This window comes from Metallococcus carri (genome assembly GCF_011440275.1).
Classification (GTDB): domain Bacteria; phylum Actinomycetota; class Actinomycetes; order Actinomycetales; family Dermatophilaceae; genus Metallococcus; species Metallococcus carri.
The window spans coordinates 1-20,914 of sequence record NZ_JAAOIV010000004.1 but is presented as its reverse complement, the minus strand read 5'-3'; the positions used below and the strand labels follow the sequence as shown (position 1 = coordinate 20,914).

The window sequence follows — 20,914 nt, the reverse complement described above, 5'->3', positions numbered from 1 at the left end:
GCCTCAGCGCTTGAGGGCGGCCGCCTCAGCTTCAGCGCCGGCGAGGATGAGGTCGAGACCGGCAAGGAACTGCTCACGCTCGTCGTGGGTGGCCATGACCGCGGAAAGCCTTGCGACATAAGGGAATTCGTCGGCGTATGCCGACATCCGGTCGGCGAGCACGCCCAGCACCTCTTCACGTGAGACATCACGCAGCGGGCTGTAGGCGATCCGCATCGACTGCATCGACATCGAGATCAGGTGCCCGAAGAGCGTCGAGGAAATGTAGAACGCACGGGTGTCGTCGAAGCCGAGCGAGCTGATCGTCTCACCGACCTCGCTCCACAGCCGCACCACCTGGGGCGCATCGGTGCCGACGGTCGCGCCGGACAGCGCCGCCATCCACGGGTGCTCCTCGACGGTGTCGAAATACGCCAGCAGCAACGCGCGGATCCGCTGCTGCCACTGCGGCCGCTTGTCCTTCGACCGTCGTCCACTCTCGAGCTCGGACTGCTCGCGCTCGGCCATAAAGACATCCATCGCGTGCGCGAAGCAGAGCTTCTCCAGGTCCTCCTTGTCGTCGACATACCAATAGAGCGAGGCGACGCCGACCCCGAGATCCCCCGCAAGCCGCCGGAAGGTCAGCGCGTCCGGACCGTCCTGGTCGAGGATCGCGACCGCCTGCTCGACGATGGCATCCACGCTGAGGCTGACCCGCGGGCGCCGGCCCCGACGCCGCTCGCTTGCAGACGTGCGGGCGCGGCTGGGGCGTTCGGAGTTCGGCATACGACCATCGAACCACACTCGACTTGTCGAACACTGTTCGCTTGTCGTACGGTGTTCGACGTCGGCTCGAACGTCGTTCGAGGAAGCCGAACACTGATCGAGAAAGGAGTGGTCTCATGACTGCCCCCACTCAGACTTCCGGCGCCGCCCCGGCGCCCAGCACCTCGCTGCGCGAGCACTGGCTGGTGCTGACCGCGATGATGCTCGCCCTGGTGACGGTGATGATGGACAACAGCATCCTCAACGTCGCCCTGCCCACCATCGGCCGCGACCTGCACGCCTCCTCCGGCGACCTGCAGTGGATCGTGGCCGCCTATTCGGTGACCTTCGGCGGCCTGCTGATGTCCACCGGCAACCTGTCGGACCGGATCGGCCGCCGCACGGTGATGCTCATCGGGCTCACCACGATGGCGCTGGCGTCCTTCGCCGTGCTGCTCGCGCACTCGGTGTGGATGGTGATCGCGGTGCGGCTGCTCGTCGGCGTCGGCGCGGCCTTCGTCATGCCGAGCACCCTGTCGCTGCTGTTCACCACCTTCACCGGTGAGGCCCGAGGCAAGGTGATGGGCATCTTCGGCATCGCGGCCATGGCCGGCTTCACCGTCGGGCCGGTGCTCGGCGGCTTCCTGCTCGGCCACCTCGCCTGGGAATGGCTGTTCCTGCTCAACGTGCCGGTCGCGCTGATCTGCATCCCGGTGCTGCTGCGGGCCGTGCCCGAGTCGACCGACGGCACCGCCGAGCCGGCCGACATCCCCGGCACGATCACCTCGGTGCTCACGGTGGGCGCCCTGATCTACGGGCTCACCTCCGGCCCGGAGTTCGGCTGGCTGTCGACCCGCACGCTGGGCTCGTTCGCAGCCGCCGTCGCCTTCGGCGCCCTCTTCGGATGGCGTCAGCTCACGGCGCAACACCCGATGCTGGACCTGCGGATGGTCGCCAACCGACGCTTCGCGACGCCGGCGCTCGTCGAGTCGATCGTCTTCTTCATCATGATGGCGACGATGTTCGTCAACACCCAGGTGCTGCAGCTGATCTTCGGATACAGCGCGCTGCACGCCGGGCTGCTGTCGCTGCCGACGGTCGCGGTGATGGTGCTGTCCAATGGCATCGTCGCCCGGGCCTCGACGGTCTTCGGCGACCGGTGGGCGACGGTGCTCGGCCTGGGCCTGTCAGCCGTCGGGGTGACGGTGGTGCTGAGCGGCATCCACCACGTCGCGCTCATCCTCGGCGGTATGGCGGTGATGTCGATCGGCAACCGGATGGCGATGACCACCGCCGCGATCCTGGTGATCGACGCGCTGCCCAAGGAGCGGGCCGGCATGGGCTCGGCCCTCAACGACACCTTCCAGGAGGTCGGCGGCGCCCTCGGCATCGGCGTGCTGGGCGCAGTGCTCAGCCAGGCCTTTCAGGGCGGTCTGCCGAGCTGGATGCCGGCCGGCGCGCGCACCTCGATCGTCGACGCGGTCGCCAGCGGCCGACCGGCGGTGATCGACGCGGCCCGCACCGCCTGGGTGCACGGCGCCCAGCTCACGCTGGGCATCGCCGCGGTGCTGTTGGTGGCCTGCGCGGTGATCGCGGCCTTCACCTTCCCGAGCGGTCACACCACCAAGGATGCGGCCGCGCCGGACGAGTCCGGCGAGCGCAAGGACGCCGAGCTCACCGCCGTCTGACTGCCGGGTTCAGCCGCCGAGCAGCGTGCGGACCCGCTCGGGGCCGATGGCCAGCAGCAGGGTGGGCAGCCGAGGACCGGTGTCCTTGCCTATCAACAGCTGGTAGAGCTGCTTGAAGAACGCGCGCTGGGCCGCGGACAACTCCTTGTCGCCCTTGACGATCTGGTCGGCGGCGAGGCCACGCTGGACCTTCGGCACGCCATAGACCTGATGGGTCAAACCGTCCAGGCTCCAGTCGTCCTCGATGCGGGAGAGGTCTTTTCCGTTGCCGTCCAACAGGATTCGCAACGCCTCGCGGTCGGCGCCGGCGAGCGCCTGCTCGTCGGGGGCCGTCCGGACCACTGTGCGGTCCTCCGGCGCCATCCGGGTCGCGACCCAGTGCTCGACGCAGTCCAGCCGCGGCCGCAGCGCGTCCAGGCCGGGCGCCGGGTCGGCCGGGTCGAGCTGGCGGACGATCCGCAGCGTCTGGTCCTCGTCGCCGGTCGTGATGTCGACGATCGAGGCGAGCGTGCGATAGGCAACCGGGTATGCCGTCTGCGGCAGCTCACCGTCGGCCGTCGAGATCGCGCGGGTCCATGCGGCGACGTCACCCGCCTGCCCGGCACCTTGAGAAACCTTGCGCGCCAAGGCATCCCACTCGTCATACATCCGCTGGATCTCGGCGTCGAAGGCGACGTCGAAGGCCTGGTTGGGGCGGCGGCGGGCATAGAGCCAGCGCAGCAGCGGCGGCTCCATGATCTGCAGGGCTTCGGCCGGGATCGGCACCCCGCCCTTGGAGGAGGACATCTTGGCCATGCCCTTGATGCCGACGAAGGCGTACATCGGCCCGATCGGCCGCTCCCAACCGAAGATCGGCGCGAGCTGCTTGCCGACGACATACGACGAGCCGGGCGACTGGTGGTCGACGCCGGAGGGCTCGAAGACGACCTTCTCGTAGGCCCACCGCATCGGCCAGTCGACCTTCCAGACCAGCTTGCCGTGGTGGAAGGTGTGCAGGTCGACCGTTTCGGTGTGGCCGCAACGACAGGTGTAGGTGAGCTCGGCAGTCGCGTCGTTGTAGGCGGTGACTGTGGTGAAGTCGGTGTTGCAGACCGTGCAGAACGGCTTGTAGGGGAAATAACCGGAGGTGGTCGCGCCGTCGTCCTCGGTCGCGGCGCCGGAGCCCTCGGCCGCTTCTGCTGCGGCCGCCTCCTGGTCGGCGTCGAGCTTCTGCTGCGGCTTCGGGGCATCGGCCCGCTGCAGCGTGCGGTACTGGTCGAGCACCTTGTCGATCTCTGAGCGCTGCGACATCGCGAAGATCACCTGATCGGCATACGCCCCGGAGGTGTACTGCTGCGTCTGGCTGATGCCGCGATAGCGGATGCCGAGGTCGGCGAGCGCGCCCTCAAGCTGGCGGCGGAAGTGCTCGGCCCAGGACGAGGCGTCCGAACCGCGCGGCGGCGGCACTGCGGTCAACGGCTTGCCGATGTGCTCGGCCCAGGAGTCATCCACGCCCTCGATGCCGCGCGGCACCTTGCGGAAGCGGTCGTAGTCGTCCCAGCTGATGATGTGTTCGCAGTCGATGCCGCGCCGGCGCACCTCGTCGGCGACCAGGTGCGGCGTCATCACCTCGCGCAGGTTGCCGAGATGGATCGGGCCGGACGGACTGATGCCGGAGGCGCAGACGACCTTGATGCCGCGGCTCTTCGCGTCGGCGATCACCTCGTCGGCGAGGCGGGAAACCCAGTCGTCCAGTTGCTGCTCCGTCACGGCAGGTCAGTCTAGGCGGGGATTCAGCCCTCCTTGCGCGGGCCCTTCTTGCCACGGACGGTGTCGTAGACCGCGCCGAACCAGCCCCGGGTCGCGACCGCACCGGGCAGCCCGCCCTGCATGACGCCCGCAGCGGTCGTCGACTGCAGCCCGCTGCACCGCTGGCACACCGTCCGTCCGGTGAGCGTCGTCCGCGGCGTTCCGTTGATGAGCTTGCGGCACTCCTGGCACCTGGCCATCTCGACCTCCCGTGGTCTTGGATGCGCTCAGCGTATGCCGACCGGCTCGCCTTACCAGGTCACACCGATGGCCCAGTTGAGCAGGAAGAGGCCGACGACCCCGGCCGGTATGCCGGCCATGGTCAGGCAGGTGAGTTTGCCGCGCTGCTCGGGTGTGGCGGTGGAGCGGCCGCGCCACCAGGCGACGGCGCCGACCACGGCGAGCGCGAGGAAGATGACGGTCAGCGCCCACAAGGTGATGAGGAAGGTCAACGGCGGGGCGTTGCCGCTGAGCGTGCGCGCGATCATCAGTCGCCGAGCAGGTCGTGCCGCACGACGATCTCGTCGCGACCGGGGCCGACGCCGATCACCGAAATGCGCGCACCGATCTGCTCCTCGATGAACTCGACATAGCGCCGGCAGTTCTCCGGCAACTCGGCATAGCTGCGCGCCGCAGAGATGTCCTCGAACCAGCCGGGCAGGTTTTCGTAGATCGGCACCGCGTGGTGGAAGTCGCTCTGGTTCATCGGCATCTCGTCGTGCCGGACGCCGTCGACGTCATACGCGACACACACCGGCACCTCCTCCAGGCCGGTCATCACGTCCAGCTTGGTGAGCACGAAGTCGGTGACCCCGTTGACCCTCGCTGCGTAGCGGCCGATCACCGTGTCGACCCAGCCGCAGCGGCGCGGCCGGCCGGTGGTGGTGCCATATTCCGCGCCGGTCTTGCGCAGGAACTCGCCCTTGTCGTCGTGCAGTTCGGTCGGGAACGGGCCCTCGCCGACCCGGGTGGTGTAGGCCTTGAAGATCGCGATCACCCGATCGATCCGGGTCGGCGGTATGCCGGCGCCGGTGCACGCGCCGCCGGAGATCGCGTTGGAGGAGGTCACATAGGGATAGGTGCCGTGGTCGACGTCGAGCAGGGTCGCCTGCCCCGCCTCGCACACGACGGTGTCGCCGCGGTCCAGCGCCTGGGCGAGCTCCAGCGAAGTGTCCGTGACCATGGGACGCAAGCGCTCGACATACTGCAGCAGGTCCTCGACGACCTCGTCGACAGTGACCGCGCGCCGGTTGTACTTCTTGACCAGCAACTCGTTCTTGACGTCGAGCGCGGCCTCGACCTTCTGCCGCAGGATCGAGGGATCGAACAGGTCCTGCACCCGGATGCCGATGCGGTTGATCTTGTCGGCGTAGGTCGGGCCGATGCCGCGGCCGGTGGTGCCGATCCGGCGCGAGCCGAGGAATCGCTCGGTCACCTTGTCGAGCACCTTGTTGTATGCCGCGATCACGTGCGCGTCACCGCTGATCCGCAGGCGGGAGGTGTCGATGCCGCGGGCCTCGAGACCGTCGATCTCCTCGAAGAGCACACCGAGGTCGACCACGACACCGTTGGCGATGACCGGCGTGACTCCGTCGGTGAGGATGCCGGAGGGCAGCAGGTGCAGCGCGTACTTCTCGCGGCTGCCGTCGGGCTGCTCGATGACCACGGTGTGCCCGGCGTTGTTGCCGCCGTTGAACTTCACGACATAGTCGATGCGGCTGCCGAGCAGGTCGGTCGCCTTGCCCTTGCCTTCGTCGCCCCATTGGGCGCCGACGAGCACGATCGCTGGCATGTAGTGCCGTCCCTTTGATCTTCTGCGGTGGTGAGCAGTGCCTCAGGCTACCGGGCGCGCGACCTACTTCTTATAGAGGTTGGTGGGACCGGCATCCATCCGCACCACGCCGTTGGTCACCGTCGGCCGGCGCTCGGAGCCCTTCTGCGAGTACAGCTCGAGCGCTTGCACACGCACCTCGGCGCCGGCGTTGATGATGATGCCGGGGACGCAGGTGTAGACGAAGCGCGAGGAGTTGGCGTCGACCGAGGAGATGTGGACCTGGCCGCCCGAGCCGTTGTCGATGTCCATGCTCACTTGGTACTTCTTGAAACTGCCGAGACCGTTGCCCTGCGCCGAATAGACGAACGGCACGACACCGCGGATCGAGTCGTTGAGCGCGATCTCGATCGTCTCCGTCGCCACCTCACCGCCGCCACGCTTGATGTCACCGAGATGGCGCACCGCACCGTCCGCGGTCTGCGGGCGCCAGCCGTCCGGGGCGTCGGTCGTGCCGAACTGGGAGACCGTCTCCACGTGGCCGTCGGCGTACTCCACGAGGGCGAGCACGTCGTAGTCGGTCTTGGTCGGCCAGGTGCAGGTCGCCCGGATGACGGCGGTCTTGGCCAGGTTGATCGAGGCGCCCTTGGTGAGGTTGATGACACCGGCGGGTGCAGGCGGCGCGGGAGTGGGAGCGGCTGGCTCAGGCTCATCCTCGACGGAGATGCCGAAATCCGTTGCGATGCCTGCCAATCCGCTGCTGTAGCCCTGCCCAACGGCGCGCAGCTTCCATCCACCGCCTCGCCGGTAGAGCTCGCCGCAGAGGAATGCCGTCTCGGCTTCGGCGGTCATCGGGAAGGTCGCGGCCGGCATACCGTCGGCGGTGGCAAGTTCGAGCACCAGGCCCGGCACCTGGCCGAAGGTGCCGCCGTCGGCGGACGCCGCGAGCACGATGCGTTCGACCTCGGCCGGGACGGCGGGCAGATCGACTGCGAGCGCGTCGGCCCCGGGCGTCTTGCCCTCGTGCCGCACCGACCCCGAGGTATGCCGCGGCTGGTTGTAGAACACGAAGTCGGCGTCCGAGGCGACCTTGCCGTCGGCGCCGAGCAGCAGCGCCGAGGCGTCGACATCGGGCACGCCAGGCCCCGGCTGCCAGCGCAGCGTGGCCTTCAGCGCACTGTCGGGGACTGTCGTGTTGGCACCCTTGGCGAGCTCCGTCATACCTCCACCCTCTCAGGCAACGACCAGGAACTGCAGGAGTAGATCGGCGTTCGTGCCGAACGCCGGGCGCCCGGACGCGTCACGGATCCGCCAAACCTGTTGGCACAGAACTGGATTCGCTGCGGTGCGCACATCGACGCCGACGACGACCGTCTGACCGGGCCGGACCGCGGGCACCGGCACCCGGTCGGTGCTCTCGCAGCCGCCGGTGCTGCTCACGCGGTGCAGCATGCGCGCCGGCCAGGTGCCCCTGCCCGTGTTGTGCACCTTCCAGGTCTTGTGCACCCGAGTCGCCGGGCGCACGGACGCACAGGACTGCGCCTGGCCGTCACTGACCTGTATGCCGTCCGCTCCGGCCGTTGCCGTGGCGCCGGACCACCCGGGGCTTGCTTCGCAGGTGACTGCGGCGGCTTGGCCACCGGCCACCATCGCGTTGACGACCATGGCGTCGGGGTTGACCGGACGCATCGCGATGAACGCGACGATGCCCATGAGCGCGCCGATGAGCCCAGCCCCGACCGCGACGATGGGCGAGCGCCGGCGGGATCGCTGCTGGGGTGCGGACGGCGGCTCGGGTGCGGGCGCCGGCTCGGGTGCGGGCGCTGGACGAGTGCGCTGGAGCAGCCGGTTGCACCGTTCCCATTCGCCGCGCCAGCGCGCGGGGTCGTGATCGCAGGCGAGCAGGAACTGCCGAGTGGTCGCCCAGGTGGGGAACCGCCGGCCCTGGGTCGCCTCGTGCAGCGTGGCGTGCGAGATGCAGCCGGACCGCGCTGCCATCTGACGAAAGGACGGGGCTCCCGCCTCCTGACGGAGGTCGGACAGCAGCTGCGCAAAGCGCCGCGTCACGACCTGGCGTTCATCGAGCGTGGTCATCGCAATGTGGCCTTCGGGTGCTGAGGACAGGGGGTGAACTCGTCCGGTCTGACGTCCGGCATACGTCAACGGCTCCGTCAGATCCGGGTCCTGACAGGACCTGACGGCCCTCGTAGCGGTGCCGGTCGGCGAGCACCCCCGCTCTCCGGATGACCGGCTTCACCCAACCACTGGAGGAATCTCATGCGCAGCATCAAGAAGACCCTCGCGCTCACCGTCTCGGGCGCGGCGGTGGTCACCGGCGGCATTGTCGGCGTCGACATGGCCACATCCCAGGCAGCCGGCAGCGGCACGGTCCACACGGTGCGCGACCCGCTCACGGTTCGTGCGAAGCCGACCACGCATTCCCGGGCCGTCGGTGCCCTCCGCAAGGGCACCAAGGTCACCATCTACTGCCAGCAGCGCGGCCAGCGGGTCACCAGCCCGTGGGGCAGCACGACCTGGTGGGACAAGATCGGCACCAATCGCTGGGTGTCCGATGCCTATGTCTCCACCGGCCACCGCGGCCGCTTCACCAAGCTGTGCAACGGCAGCACCGGCGGTGACACGGGCACGGGCAAGATGCCGGGTGCACCGCGGGCCAACCCCTATCCGCCGGCGATGAGCCGGGCACCGCATCTCACCAAGCGCGCGGCCTTCGTTCGCGCCGAGATGCAGAAGGCCTTCCCCGGCATCCGGTGTGACGTCAGCGCCTATCGGCCCGGCAGCAAGACCGACCACAACAGCGGCAACGCACTCGACTGCTTCCCCGGCAGGTTCGGCTCCTTCGCCAAGGGCGCGAACTTGAAGGAGGGCAACACCGCCGCCGCGTGGCTGCGCAAGTATGCCGGCCGCCTCGACGTGCAGTACGTGATCTGGCAGAACCGGATCTGGAACATGTCGCGGGCGAGCGAGGGCTGGCGCGACTACGGCCGCCCCGGCCAGGTCACCCAGGGTCACTACGACCACATCCACATCTCGGTCAACGCGCCGGTCCAGCACTGAGCGATCGAGAAAGGACAGCGATCGTGAAGAATCTGAAGAGAACGCTCGCGCTGGGTGCCGCCGGCACCACGATGCTCGCGGGCGGAGTGGTCGGTATCGGCGTTGCCACCTCACAGGCGGCGAACGGCACGGTCCACACCGCGTCGGCTCCGCTGACCGTGCGAGCCAAGGCGACCACACATTCCAAGGCAGTAGGCACCCTGAAGAAGGGCGCCAAGGTCACCATCGTCTGCCAGGCCCGTGGACAGCGGGTCACGGGCACCTACGGCAGCTCGACCTGGTGGGACAAGATCGGCAATGGCCGCTGGGTCTCTGACGCCTATGTGTACACCGGCTCCAATACCCGTGTGGCGCCGCTGTGCAAGGGCGCCAAGAACCCACCGCCTGCCACGAACCCCGGTGGGGTCAAGCGCACGTGGGGCCAGACGATCGGCCACAACACCGGCAGCGGTGGTCAGTGCACCTGGGGCGCCTACGAGAAGTTCAAGGCCTACTCCGGCAAGTACCCATTGGTCATGGGCAACGCCAAGGACATGGCCCGCAACGCCAAGGCCCGAGGGTGGACGGTGACCTATAAGCCGTACGCCCACTCGATGGTGGTCTTCCAGCCCGGCGTGCACGGCGCCAACCGGACGTATGGCCACGTGGCGTGGGTCAAGGCGGTCCATGGCAACAAGATCGACATCGTCGAGATGAACTTCCGTGGCGAGTGGGTGTGGAGCACCCGCACTGTCACCGACGTGTCGGGCATGCAGTACATCCTGGCTCCGGCCAAGCGGTAACCCTGCGAATCTCCTCCCAGCCGACTCGCCCCGGCGGCCCTCAGCGGTCGTCGGGGCGCGTCGCGTCGTCACCCTCGCGGCGGGCGAGTTCGAGCGCGAGCTGGAAGCGGGTGTCGACCTGGTGCTCGGCCATGAGCGTCGCGATCCGCCGGCGCACGGTGCGCAGGGAGACCCCGAGCACCCGAGCGATCGCCTCGTCCTTCAGGCCCTGCCGCATGAGTTGCAGCAGGCTCTCCTCGGTGGCACCGGTGTCGACGACCGCGGCGGTCTGCCACACCCGGTCGAAGAGTTCGACGAAGGCCGCCACCACCATCGGGTCGCGCAGCACGACGAAGTCACCGTCCGCGCGACCCCACTCGGTCGTCGCCAGGGCGCACTCGGTGCCGAAACAGACGAATTCCGACGGCAACTGCTTGGTGACCCGCTGCTGCTCGCCCGCGTCGGCCCATTCGCGCATCCAGTCCCCGGCGGCATCGACGATGCTCTCGAGATAGAGCGCTCGCTGCTCCCGCCCGGCGTGCACCTGTTGCAAGGCCCCCGGCAGATCACTCGGCCGCTCGGCAGGCACGGTGCGCACCGCGACCCGCACTGTGCCGTCGGTCGAAGCCATCAACTGCTCGCGCACCGCCGCGACAACGGCCGCGTCCACCCGCTCGCGCGGAGCCACGGTGGAGGACGAACGCTCTTGTCCCACACGGTAATCCGCAGCGAAGGCATCGATCGAGTCGCGCACTCTCGCGAGCTGTTGGCGGCGGGTGGCGAGCTGCGCCTCCTCGATGCTGACCACCCGTTCGAGAGCAGCCCGCGGGTGGTCAGCGCTGACCACACCGTCGTCACCCACCCGCACCAGCCGCAGCCGCTGCAGGTCGGCCAGCGCTGCTTCGGCATCGGTCAGCGAGCACCCGATCCGGTGCGCGTGCGCGGCCAGCGGCTCACCCGGCATACGCAAGACCTGTCGATACAGCGCCTCGCCGTCGGGACCCAGCCCGAGCACGGTCAACCGTCCGTCCACGAATCCGACTGTAGGACCTCGGACAGGAGGGGCGAGGGGTCGGTAGGTTGGCGGTCATGTCCGTGCTGTTGCTCGTGCGCCATGGCCAGGCGTCCTTCGGCAAACGGGACTACGACCAACTCTCCGAGATCGGCCTTCGGCAGGCGGCCGCGCTGGGCCGGGCGCTGCGGGCGCGCGGTGTCGCGCCGGAGCGGATCGTGACCGGTGCGATGAAGCGCCACCAGCAGACCGCCCGCACGATGCGCGCCGCCGCCGGGTGGCGGATGGAGATCGAGGAAGACCCCGGCTGGGACGAATACGACCACGACGCGATCCTGCGGGCCTACCGCCCCGCCTACCGCCATCGCTCGGTGCTGATGGCGGACATGGCGCGGACGCTGCACCCGCGGCGCGCCTTCCAGAGCGTCTTCACCGCGGCGGTGGAGCGGTGGACCTCGGGCGAGTTCGCGGACTACGAGGAGTCGTTCCAGGGCTTTCGCGCGCGGGTCGCCGAGGCGAGTGAGCGATGTCTCGATCGCGACGGTATGACGATCGCGGTCACCTCGGGGGGCCCGGTCGCCTCGATCGCGACCGGTCTGTTGGGCGACCACGCCGATGTGTGGACGCGATTGCAGGAGGTCTGCATGAACTCGTCGGTCACCAAAGTCGTTGCCGGTCAAGGCGATTCGCCCACCCTGGTGAGTTTCAACGACCACAGTCATCTGGAATCCCAACCCGAACTCATGACCTACCGCTGAGGAGCAGCCATGCGCGCGATCCACTTCGTCTCGACCGAGGGCCCGAGCGTGGCGCAGGTGGTCGACCTGCCCGAGCCGGACGCAACGGACAAGGTGATCGTCGACGTCCAGGTGGCCGGCGTGAGCTTCCCGGACCTGTTGCAGTCCAAGGGCGAATACCAGATCCAGCCGCCGACGCCGTACGTGCCGGGCGCCGAGGTGAGCGGCGTCGTGCGGTCGGCGCCGGGCGGGTCCGGCTTCGCCGCAGGTGATCGGGTGGCGGCGTTCCCGGGCTTCGGCGGGTTCGCTGAAACGGTTGCGGTGGACCCGGCGATGGTGTTCCCGCTGCCGGATGCGGTGTCCTTCGAGGCGGCCGCGGCGCTGCCGATGAACTACCTCACCTGCCTCTTCGCGCTGTTGCACCGCGGCGGCCTGCGATCGGGTGAGACGGTGCTCGTGCACGGTGCCGCCGGCGGCATCGGCACCGCCGCGCTGCAGATCGCGCGTGCGGCCGGAGCACGGACCATCGCGGTGGTGTCCTCGGACGACAAGGAGGCGGTGGCGCGGGCCGCCGGCGCTGATGAAGTGGTGCGCGCCGACGGTTTCAAGGACGCGGTCAAGGAGCTCACCGACGGCCGTGGCGTCGACGTCGTGCTGGACCCGGTCGGTGGGGATCGGTTCACCGACTCGCTGCGCTCGCTCGCGACGCTCGGGCGGCTCCTGGTCATCGGTTTCACCGGCGGTGAGATTCCCACGGTGAAGGTGAATCGGTTGCTGCTCAACAACATCAGCGTGGTCGGCGTCGGCTGGGGTGCCTACTGGATGCCGCGACCGGCCGAGGTGCGCAAGCAGTGGGACGAGTTGGTGGCGCTCTTCGGCGGCCGATTCGACCCGCCGATCGGTGCGCGCTTCCCCCTCGACCAGCTCGGCGAGGCGCTGACCGCCCTGGCCGAACGCCGGGTCACCGGCAAGGTCCTGCTCACCGTCCGATGAGCGATCGGCTGGACCGCGTCCGGCGATACTTCCTGGAGTTCGCCGCCGGTCACGACCTGCCGCTGTATGCCGCGATCTGCCGCGGCGCCGCCGACGATCCCGACGTGCTGGGGCTGATGTCGTCGGCGCAGCCCGGTCAGGCGCGGCCGGTCCTCTTCCTTGCCGCGGTGCACGACCTGGTGCTGCGCAACCCGGATCTGCCTGCGGCGCAATGGTTTCCGTCGGTCGCCGCTACCCCGCCGCAGGGTGACCCATGGGCCACGGTGCGGCAGACGGCCCTGGACCACGCGGACGAGCTGCGGCATACGATCGCGACGCGCACGACGCAGACCAACGAGGTCAACCGGGCGACCTATCTCGCGGCCTTGTTGCACGCGGCGACCTGCGACCGGCCCGATCAGCCGATCACGCTGCTCGAGGTCGGCGCGAGTGCCGGGTTGCTGCTCGGAGTCGACCGCTATCGCGTGCGGCTGTCATCGGGAGTCGCCGTGGGTCCGGAGGACTCGCCGGTCGACTGCTTCGGCGAAGACCGTTCTGCGACAACGGTTTCCAGCCTCGACTTCCCACCGATCGTCGACCGCCGCGGACTCGACCGCGACCCGATCTCGCTCGACGACGTCGACCGGCTGGCGTGGTTGCGCGCCTGCCTGTGGCCCGAGGTGCCGGGGCGGGTCGAGCGCTTTGACGCCGCGGTCGAGTTGCTGCGGACCGATCCGCCGCGGGTCGACCGAGGCGACATGGTCGCGGACCTGCCGGACGTCATACGCGATCTCGCCGACGCAACCACCCACCTGGTGGTGTTCTCGTCGTGGGCGTTGACCTATGTCGCTCCCGACCAGCGGGCCGCGGTGCTCACGGCCATCGGTGCCGCGCCCGGTGCGGTGAGCTATGTCAGCGCTGAGCCGCCGTCGTGCGTGCCCGGCCTGCCGTCGGACCTCCCCCAGGGCACGGCCGAGACCGTGCTCGGGCTGCACCGTTGGCGCGACGGCTCTGCACTCACGCCGGTCACGCTGGGCACCTGCCAGTCGCACGGCGCCTGGCTGGCGCTCGACTAGAGGCCGAGCTCGCGCGCCCCGGTCGCCGAAGAGTCGCGCAGGAAGTCGGCGCACCGGCGCTGTTCGTCGGTCTCGCCGATCGCACCGGCGGCCTTGGACAACGCCGCGAGCGCCCGCAGGAAGCCGCGGTTGGGCTCGTGCTCCCACGGCACCGGTCCCTGCCCGCGCCAGCCCGCGCGGCGCAGTGCGTCCAGGCCCCGGTGATAGCCGGTGCGGGCATAGGCGTATGCCGCGATCGCGTCGTCGCGCTGCAGCGCGTCCTCGGCGAGCGTGGCCCACGCCAGCGACGAGGCCGGGTGATCGCGCGCCACGTCGGCGGGCGCGACACCCCGTGCCAGCGCGGCCGCCGCTGGATCCGGCTCCAGCCGGGTCTCGGGGATGCCGAGCAGGTTGTCGCCGCTCACTTGCCGGACCGACCCGCCGAGCCGAGGTGCTCGCACGCCTCGACCACACGGGCCGCCATACCGGCCTCGGCTTCCTTGCCCCAGGCGCGCGGGTCGTACTTCTTCTTGTCGCCGACCTCGCCGTCGATCTTCAGCACGCCGTCGTAGTTGGACAGCATCCATCCGGCGACCGGGCGGGTGAAGGCGTACTGGGTGTCGGTGTCGACGTTCATCTTCACGACGCCGTAGGAGACGGCCGCCTTGATCTCCTCGGCGGTCGAGCCCGAGCCGCCGTGGAAGACCAGGTGGAAGGGCTTGTCGTCGTCGGTCTTGAACTCCTTGTGCACCGCGTCCTGGGCGTTCTTCAGCACCTCGGGGCGCAGCTTGACGTTGCCCGGCTTGTAGACGCCGTGCACATTGCCGAAGGTGAGCGCGGTCATGTAGTAGCCGTTCTCACCGGTGCCGAGCGCCTTGGCGGTCGCGATGGCGTCCTCGGGGGTGGAGTAGAGCTTGTCGTTGATCTCGTTGGCGACGCCGTCCTCCTCACCACCGACGACGCCGACCTCGATCTCGAGGATCACCTTGGCGGCCGCGCACAGGTCGAGCAGCTCCTTGGCGATCGTGAGGTTCTCCTCCAGCGGCACCGCCGAGCCGTCCCACATGTGCGACTGGAAGTAGGGCAGGCCGCCGTTCTTCACCCGCTCGGTCGAGGCCTGCAGCAGCGGCCGGACGAAGCCGTCCAGCTTGTCCTTGGGGCAGTGGTCGGTGTGCAGCGCGATATTGACGTCATAGTTCTTTGCGACCTCGTGCGCGTAGGCCGCGAGCGCCAGCGAACCGGCGACCATGTCCTTGACGGTCGGCCCCGACAGATATTCCGCGCCGCCGGTGGACACCTGGACGATCCCGTCACTGCCCGCCTCGGCGAAGCCACGGATGGCGGCGTTGAGGGTCTGGCTGCTGCTGACGTTGATCGCCGGGTAGGCGAACGAGCCCTTCTTGGCCCGGTCGAGCATGTCGGCGTAGACCTCGGGGGTTGCGATCGGCATGGTGAACTCCGTTTCGACGCTTCGGTGCCGTTGGGCTCATCCTTCCAGTTCATTGAGCTTGCGGCGCAGATGGGCCCGTTCGGGCTCCCGGCATACCGTCAACGCCGCCTAAACCTCGACCTCCACGACCGGTCGCACCTCGAGGGAGTAGCAGCTCGGCAGCATCTCGCACCAGCCGAGCACCTGCTGCTGGCTGACCGCCTCGAGCAGGTAGTAGCCGCCGATCATCTCGGTCGTCTCGGCGAACGGCCCGGCCGTCACTCGCGGCTCGCCGTCCTGCAAGCGCACGGTCCGCGCGGTCGAGGCGTCCGCGAGCGCCTCGCCGGACAGGATCCGGTCGCCCAGAGCGCGGTGGAAGTCGACGTGGTCCTGGTGCCAGGCGGCGCGTTGTTCCGCGGATGCGTCGTTCCACGCATTGGGCTCGAAGGCGATGAGCACGAAGAACTTGCTCACTTCTGGTTACGACCGATCGCTGGCGTATGCCGCGCCTGCGGCGAGGGCGGTCACCGCGGCGACCGAGGGCCAGGCGCCGATCTTCTTGGCGAGCGGGTGGCTGGCTCCGAAGGCACCCAGGTATGCCGCCCCGAGCGCGCCCGCGATGCCGGGGCCGTTCTTGGCATACCAGCTGCGGGCGGCGAAGGCACCGCAACCGGCGAGCAGCACGCCGCCGAGCGGGCGAATGCCGGTCTCACGGGCGACGAGGTAGCCGCCGACCAGCCCGAGGGCAACGATCGGTGCGGTCTGCACGTCGGCGGGTGCACGCAGGGTCATTCCGTCCATAACCGTCAACCTACGTCGCCGGTTGCCCGAAGACGTGACGGCGCACCCAGGCGTGCATCGCGATCGCCGCCGCGGCGCCGGCGTTGATCGACCGGGTGGAGCCGAACTGCTCGATGTGCAGCACCACCTCACACGCCGCCCGCATCGGCTCGCTGAGGCCGGGGCCCTCCTGGCCGAAGACCAGCACGCATCGCCGCGGCAGGTCGTAGGTCTCGATCGGCAGCGACCCGGGCAGGTTGTCCACGCCGACCAGCACGAGGCCCTCGGCGGCGGCCCACTCCACGAGATCCTCGACGCGCGGGTGGTGGAACTCGTGCTGGTAGCGATCGGTGACCATCGCGCCACGCCGATTCCACCGGCGCTTGCCGACGATGTGAAAAGCCTTGGCGTTGAACGCATTCGCGGTCCGTATGACGGAGCCGATGTTGAAGTCGTGACCCCAGTTCTCCACCGCGACATGGAAGTCATGTCGGTGATCGTCGAGGTCGGCAACGATGGCCGACATTCGCCAATAGCGGTAGCGGTCAGCCACATTGCGGCGGTCTCCGTCGCGCAACAGCTCCGGGTCAAAGCGCTCGTCCGTGGGCCACTCCCCCTCCCAGGGCCCGACACCCACCTCGGTCATCGCACCCCGTCGGCTGCGACCTCGGCCACGTCGCGCCGCGGTGTGCGGGGTGTCTCGCCGGCGGCACGGCCGATGGCGGTCAGCGTGCGGATCCGCCAACCGGGCGCGACCTGCAGATCCTGCTCGAGTGCTGCCAGGTCGAAAGCGCGAAACTGCCTGCAGGACAAGCCGATCGAGTGAGCGTGCAGGATCATGTGAGCCACCGCCTGACCCAGGTCGTAGTCGGCGAACTCGGAGAACTCCATCCCGCTGTCCTCCACCTCGACGTGCGCGAGGTTGACGACCAGCGCGGACGCGGCCGGGGCCCAGCGCGCGCTGCTCGGGGCGAGCCGGTCGATGACCATCCGGTGGCCGGCGCTGCCCCTCGGCCAGAGGTGGAACGCCCAGGGTTGGGAGTTGCCGGCCGACGGCGCCCACCGGGCGGCCTCCAGCAGGCTCTGCACCGTCGCCGGGTCGAGGTCGTGCGCCGGGTCGAACGCCAGTGGGCTCACGCGCGACCTGATCAACGGCAGCAGCCCGGCGTCCTCCACATCGGTCAACTTACGGGACGAGCGCACCGACGCGCGCGGGCGGCATACCGGCGCAGCGCGGCCTGCAGGGGCGGACAGTCGAGCACGCGGAAGTCCAGGTCGAGGCGCATCAGGTGCACGGCCATGGCGTCGGCGTTGTCGGCGCCGACGACCAGCCGGGCCCGGTCGCGTGCGAGTGCGGTGACGGTGCCCACCGACGGCGGGATGCGTGCGCTCACCTCGTCGGCGCTCGCCTCGACCTCGAGGGTCGCGACCAGGTCGTACGGCGACTGGGTGATCGACCGCCGCACGTAGTCCTCCAAGTCCGGGGTCTTGCGCGGCCGGAACCGGAAGGTCGTCGCCCGCACCTCGCCCATCCGGTCCAGCCGCAGCGTCCGCCAGTCGTCCCGGCCGAGGTCGAAACCGACCAGATACCAACGGTTTCGGGTCGCCGCGAGGCGATAGGGCTCCAACCTGCGCTCGGTCTCGGCACCGGACCGGTCGACATACGTGAGAGACACCTGAACCGTCTCCCGGATGGCTCGCGCGAGGACGAGCAGCACGTCCGGATCGACCTGGGGGCCCCGGGCGTCGAGGGTGAACGTCGCCTCCTGGACGGCCGCGACCTGCGCCCGCAGCCGCGCAGGCAGCACCTGGTCGAGCTTGCCGAGGGTGCGCACGGCGGCCTCGCCGATGCCCGCGACCGTGCCCGTCGCGGCCAGCCGCAGGCAGACGGCGACGGCGACGGCCTCGTCCTGGTCGAGCAGCAACGGCGGCAGCGCTCGACCCGCCCCGAGCCGGTAGCCACCGGCGACGCCACGCTCGGCCTCGACCGGGTAGCCGAGTTCGCGCAAACGGTCGACATCGCGTCGCACGGACCTCGTGGTCACACCGAGCCGCTCGGCCAGGTCGGTCCCGCTCCACACCGGGCGCGACTGCAGCAAGCCGAGCAGTTGCAGCACGCGGGCCGTCGTTTCGCTCATGTCCTCCAGCATGCGGCACCCAGCGGACAGGAACTGTCCTATTTCGTCGACAGCATGGTGATCACCACCGAAACCCAAGGAGCGCAGACCATGCCCGCACACGTCCCCTCTCTCACCACCGAGCCCGAGCTGCTCGGCGCCTACATCAATCAGCAGCTCGACGGCATCCGCGGCGCGGCCTACGGCCTCACCGAGGAGCAGGCGCACGCGACTCCGACAAAGAGCACCCTGTCGATCGCCGCGCTGGTCAACCACGTGACGAACGCGTCGAACTCCTGGCTGGACCGCGTCGAGGCCGCGCCGGGCGAGCCGACGAAAATCGCCAGCGCTGACGAGGCTGCGGCGCAGTATGCCGCCGAGTGGAACCCGACCGAGTCGCTCGCCGAGTTGGACGCCTCCGTGCAACAGCTGCAGCAGCGCGTCACCGACGTCTGCGGCCGGGTCGACATGACAACGGAGGTGCCGGTGCCCTCGGACGCCCCGTGGTGGCCCAAGGACACCCAGACCTGGCAGGTGCGCTGGGTGCTGCTGCACCTGGTCGAGGAGGTCGCCCGGCACGCCGGCCACGCCGACATCATCCGCGAATCCATCGACGGCGCAACGATGTACGAGCTCAAGGCCGGCCTGGAGGGCTGGCCCGAAACCGACTGGCTCAAGCCCTGGGCACCTGACCGGGCCTAGAGCGCGAGGCTCGCGACGCTCGGCATACGCCCAGCGCGCTCACAGCCGGCTCACTTACGCTGGCGCCGTGATGCACTCCCTCGGCCCGTGGTTCATGGACCCCAACCAACTGCTCGCCCAGTTCGGGGGTGCGTTCTTCTGGGTGTCGCTCGCGATCGTCTTCATCGAGTGTGGCTTGTTCTTCCCGTTCCTGCCTGGCGACTCGTTGCTGTTCGCGATCGGGCTGTTCTCGGTGACCGACACCGGGTTCGACGTGCCGCTGTTCGTGTCGGTGCCGGCGCTGATCGTGGCGGCCTTCGCCGGCAATGTGGTCGGTTACGAGATCGGCCGGGCCGTCGGTGCTCCCCTTTATGAGCGGGACGGCCGGATCCTCAAGAAGAAGTACTTCGAACAGACGTCGGCGTTCTTCGACAAGCACGGCAACAAGGCGCTGGTCATCGGGCGGTTCGTGCCGGTTGTGCGTACGTTCATCACCATCGTCGCGGGCGTCTCGCGGATGGATCGCAAGCGGTTCTTCACCTGGTCGGCGGTCGGCGCCGTGCTCTGGGTCGCCCTCGTCGTCGCGCTCGGCGCCTCGCTCGGCAAGGCCTTCCCCGGCCTCGGCAAGAACATCGACATCGCGATCCTCGTGATCGTCTTCCTGTCGATCGTGCCGATGCTGATCGAGTGGTGGCGCCACCGCAAGCAGGCCTCCGCCATGGCCGACGAGGTCGGCGACGCGGTCGACGACCTCACCGACTGAGCCCGAGACCGCACGTCGTACGTCACCCCGGCGGGGCTGGCGGCTGTCTGCGGATTCCTCAGGTATGCCGTCGTCATCGCCTGCCGCTTTTACGTCCGTAGTAGAGGGATCCGGCGGTTATCGCGACCACATTCTCGGGTGTGACTGTTTCGTGTTGCGTCGGCCTCTCCTTCGCCGACTTCTCGTTCCCCGCGAGTTATCGAGCGGCGAGTTGTCGTCGCCCGAGCGGGCACCAACCACCGGCCGAGCGGCGAGTTTTGGTCGACTGGCGATGGCCTCTCGTGCCCTACATCCGTAGTAGAGAAATGTGGCGGTTATAGCGACGAGTTTGCGTCGTGCCCCCGCCACCTTGTCCGGCCGCCCGCCGCAGTGGCGACTCCCGGGAGGAGGGGCCAGAACGCCGAGCCGTGTAGGTCCAAAGCGGATGGCTGCTGGGCCGGTCGATCCGGCAGTCGTCGTCGGCAGCCTCGGTGCCTGGCCGCCGGACTGCCTGCCGATCCGGCTGCCGTGAGATCGCCTCGCGTTCGCTACACCCGTAGTAGAGGAATCCGGCGGTAATAGCGACCCCTCTCGTCGTGCTCCTGCCACCTCGTCCGCCCGCCCGCCGCAGTGGCGACTCCCGAGGGCGGGGCCAGAACGCCGAGCCGTGTAGGTCCAAAGCGGATGGCTGCTGGGCCGGTCGATCCGGCAGTCGTCGTCGGCGAGCTCAGTGCTTGCCTGCCGGACTGCCTACCTACCTACCTGCCTGCCTGTCTGCTGATCCGGTTGCCGTGAGCTCGCCTCGCGTGCTCTACATCCGTAGTAGAGGAATGTGGCGGTGATAGCGACCACTTCCCGGCCCTTCGGGCGGAGGTTCTGTCGTTCCGGAATTGGGTGCCGGTGGCGGCCGTCAAGAAGCACACACGGGACCACGCTAACCGGCACCACTGACAGCCTCGAATGTTCGCTCTCAGCGTAAATAAACCCTGTGAAAAACGCTGACAATGTCACACCGGGCAGCTAGAATAGAAACATGTTCGAAGCACGCGACAACACCCCCACGTCAGGGCCGGACCCGGCCGCCGGCGCGGACAGTGCGCGCTCGAACAACACCAACAACGCCTCCGACATCCACGCCGGTCACGTCGGCGACCCGGTCTCCGCCACTACGCCGGCCGCCATGTCGGACGGCGCGGCGGATGTCGTGTCGGAGGCCACCTCGGCGCCCACCTCGGCACCCGCCGCTGCGGCCGCCCCGACATGTGATGGGGCGTTGTCGGCGCCGACCGCTGCGGAGTTGCGCGCCTTGATCGAGCGGTTAGCCGCCCTGGACGAGACCAGCCTGAGCATGGCCTGTGCCGCCGCAGCTTCTCCCACCGGCGCAGGGCGGCCGGATGATGGGTGTCACGCCGGTGATGACACCGACGCCACGACGGCCACCGCTGCCGATGCCGTTGCCGGTGCTGCCGACCCCGCTGATCCTGGTGCTGCCGCTGATTCGGGCGCCCCGGATTTGACCGGTGCGGTGCTGGTGGAGGCGATCACGGTGTTGGAGCGGG

General features: G+C 69.1%; 23 protein-coding genes and 1 pseudogene. 9 read left to right on the top strand and 15 right to left on the bottom strand.

Annotated elements, in window-relative coordinates; all coding sequences use genetic code 11:
- Positions 1-3: 3 nt before the first annotated feature.
- Positions 4-765 (bottom strand): TetR/AcrR family transcriptional regulator, encoded by a 762-nt coding sequence (locus G9U51_RS06655; RefSeq protein ID WP_166195043.1) that lies wholly within the window; start codon positions 763-765, stop codon positions 4-6.
- Positions 766-881: 116 nt separating this feature from the next.
- Here G9U51_RS06655 and G9U51_RS06650 point away from each other — a divergent pair, with 116 nt between their 5' ends.
- Positions 882-2,432 (top strand): MFS transporter, encoded by a 1,551-nt coding sequence (locus tag G9U51_RS06650; RefSeq protein WP_166195040.1) that lies wholly within the window; start codon positions 882-884, stop codon positions 2,430-2,432.
- Positions 2,433-2,441: 9 nt separating this feature from the next.
- Here G9U51_RS06650 and lysS read toward each other — a convergent pair whose 3' ends face one another.
- The 6 genes from lysS to G9U51_RS06620 form a co-directional block, all read right to left on the bottom strand.
- Complete coding sequence (gene lysS, locus G9U51_RS06645; RefSeq protein ID WP_166195037.1) at positions 2,442-4,181, bottom strand: lysine--tRNA ligase; 1,740 nt, start codon at positions 4,179-4,181, stop codon at positions 2,442-2,444.
- A 23-nt stretch (positions 4,182-4,204) separates the two neighbouring features.
- Complete coding sequence (locus G9U51_RS06640) at positions 4,205-4,420, bottom strand: hypothetical protein (RefSeq protein ID WP_166195034.1); 216 nt, start codon at positions 4,418-4,420, stop codon at positions 4,205-4,207.
- Positions 4,421-4,471: 51 nt separating this feature from the next.
- Positions 4,472-4,708 (bottom strand): hypothetical protein, encoded by a 237-nt coding sequence (locus tag G9U51_RS06635; RefSeq protein ID WP_166195030.1) that lies wholly within the window; start codon positions 4,706-4,708, stop codon positions 4,472-4,474.
- Positions 4,708-6,012, bottom strand: a complete 1,305-nt coding sequence (locus G9U51_RS06630) for an adenylosuccinate synthase (RefSeq protein WP_166195027.1) — start codon at positions 6,010-6,012, stop codon at positions 4,708-4,710. The genes G9U51_RS06635 and G9U51_RS06630 overlap by 1 nt, the downstream gene beginning before the upstream one ends.
- A gap of 63 nt (positions 6,013-6,075) precedes the next feature.
- Positions 6,076-7,212 carry a TerD domain-containing protein gene (locus tag G9U51_RS06625; protein WP_166195024.1) on the bottom strand — a complete coding sequence of 379 codons (1,137 nt, stop codon included), beginning with the start codon at positions 7,210-7,212 and terminating at the stop codon, positions 6,076-6,078.
- A 12-nt stretch (positions 7,213-7,224) separates the two neighbouring features.
- Positions 7,225-8,085: an NBR1-Ig-like domain-containing protein gene (locus G9U51_RS06620; RefSeq protein WP_166195021.1), complete on the bottom strand. Its 861-nt coding sequence runs from the start codon at positions 8,083-8,085 to the stop codon at positions 7,225-7,227.
- A 183-nt stretch (positions 8,086-8,268) separates the two neighbouring features.
- Between G9U51_RS06620 and G9U51_RS06615 the strand changes: the two genes are divergently transcribed.
- Positions 8,269-9,069 carry an SH3 domain-containing protein gene (locus G9U51_RS06615; protein ID WP_166195018.1) on the top strand — a complete coding sequence of 267 codons (801 nt, stop codon included), beginning with the start codon at positions 8,269-8,271 and terminating at the stop codon, positions 9,067-9,069.
- A gap of 23 nt (positions 9,070-9,092) precedes the next feature.
- A complete protein-coding gene (locus G9U51_RS06610) occupies positions 9,093-9,851 on the top strand; it encodes a CHAP domain-containing protein (protein ID WP_166195014.1) in 759 nt (252 codons plus the stop codon).
- A 40-nt stretch (positions 9,852-9,891) separates the two neighbouring features.
- On the opposite strand, the gene G9U51_RS17780 is transcribed toward G9U51_RS06610, so the two are convergent.
- Positions 9,892-10,863, bottom strand: coding sequence for a helix-turn-helix domain-containing protein (locus tag G9U51_RS17780; protein ID WP_166195011.1), 972 nt, complete (start codon positions 10,861-10,863; stop codon positions 9,892-9,894).
- A 56-nt stretch (positions 10,864-10,919) separates the two neighbouring features.
- Here G9U51_RS17780 and G9U51_RS06600 point away from each other — a divergent pair, with 56 nt between their 5' ends.
- From G9U51_RS06600 to G9U51_RS06590, 3 genes are read left to right on the top strand one after another with little or no spacing between them, the layout of a single operon-like run.
- Complete coding sequence (locus tag G9U51_RS06600; RefSeq protein WP_166195008.1) at positions 10,920-11,600, top strand: histidine phosphatase family protein; 681 nt, start codon at positions 10,920-10,922, stop codon at positions 11,598-11,600.
- Between the two features lie 9 nt (positions 11,601-11,609).
- A complete protein-coding gene (locus G9U51_RS06595; RefSeq protein ID WP_166195006.1) occupies positions 11,610-12,572 on the top strand; it encodes an NADPH:quinone oxidoreductase family protein in 963 nt (320 codons plus the stop codon).
- Positions 12,569-13,627, top strand: a complete 1,059-nt coding sequence (locus tag G9U51_RS06590; protein WP_166195003.1) for a DUF2332 domain-containing protein — start codon at positions 12,569-12,571, stop codon at positions 13,625-13,627. The genes G9U51_RS06595 and G9U51_RS06590 overlap by 4 nt, the downstream gene beginning before the upstream one ends.
- On the opposite strand, the gene G9U51_RS06585 is transcribed toward G9U51_RS06590, so the two are convergent.
- The 7 genes from G9U51_RS06585 to G9U51_RS06555 form a co-directional block, all read right to left on the bottom strand.
- On the bottom strand, positions 13,624-14,031 hold the full coding sequence (locus G9U51_RS06585; protein WP_166195000.1) for a DUF3151 domain-containing protein: 408 nt from the start codon (positions 14,029-14,031) through the stop codon (positions 13,624-13,626). The two genes, G9U51_RS06590 and G9U51_RS06585, sit on opposite strands and share 4 nt — an antisense overlap.
- Positions 14,028-15,056 (bottom strand): class II fructose-bisphosphate aldolase, encoded by a 1,029-nt coding sequence (fbaA, locus tag G9U51_RS06580; RefSeq protein WP_166194997.1) that lies wholly within the window; start codon positions 15,054-15,056, stop codon positions 14,028-14,030. Before fbaA ends, G9U51_RS06585 begins: the two co-directional genes overlap by 4 nt.
- Before the next feature lie 108 nt (positions 15,057-15,164).
- Positions 15,165-15,509 carry a YciI family protein gene (locus tag G9U51_RS06575; protein ID WP_207948109.1) on the bottom strand — a complete coding sequence of 115 codons (345 nt, stop codon included), beginning with the start codon at positions 15,507-15,509 and terminating at the stop codon, positions 15,165-15,167.
- 6 nt (positions 15,510-15,515) lie between these two features.
- The gene (locus tag G9U51_RS06570) at positions 15,516-15,827 is read right to left on the bottom strand and encodes a hypothetical protein (protein ID WP_207948121.1); all 312 of its coding nucleotides are present in this window, start codon (positions 15,825-15,827) and stop codon (positions 15,516-15,518) included.
- A 19-nt stretch (positions 15,828-15,846) separates the two neighbouring features.
- Positions 15,847-16,461 (bottom strand): RNA methyltransferase, encoded by a 615-nt coding sequence (locus tag G9U51_RS06565; RefSeq protein WP_166194991.1) that lies wholly within the window; start codon positions 16,459-16,461, stop codon positions 15,847-15,849.
- A complete protein-coding gene (locus G9U51_RS06560) occupies positions 16,458-16,952 on the bottom strand; it encodes a nitroreductase family protein (RefSeq protein ID WP_207948108.1) in 495 nt (164 codons plus the stop codon). Before G9U51_RS06560 ends, G9U51_RS06565 begins: the two co-directional genes overlap by 4 nt.
- A gap of 44 nt (positions 16,953-16,996) precedes the next feature.
- Complete coding sequence (locus G9U51_RS06555; protein WP_166194985.1) at positions 16,997-17,953, bottom strand: helix-turn-helix transcriptional regulator; 957 nt, start codon at positions 17,951-17,953, stop codon at positions 16,997-16,999.
- A 90-nt stretch (positions 17,954-18,043) separates the two neighbouring features.
- On the opposite strand from G9U51_RS06555, the gene G9U51_RS06550 reads away from it, so the two are divergent.
- The 3 genes and pseudogenes from G9U51_RS06550 to G9U51_RS06540 form a co-directional block, all read left to right on the top strand.
- Entirely contained in the window at positions 18,044-18,634 is a 591-nt protein-coding gene (locus G9U51_RS06550; protein ID WP_166194982.1) for a DinB family protein, read from the top strand.
- A 70-nt stretch (positions 18,635-18,704) separates the two neighbouring features.
- The gene (locus G9U51_RS06545) at positions 18,705-19,376 is read left to right on the top strand and encodes a DedA family protein (protein ID WP_166195665.1); all 672 of its coding nucleotides are present in this window, start codon (positions 18,705-18,707) and stop codon (positions 19,374-19,376) included.
- Positions 19,377-20,388: 1,012 nt separating this feature from the next.
- Positions 20,389-20,914: pseudogene (locus G9U51_RS06540) on the top strand (hypothetical protein); the annotation flags it as partial.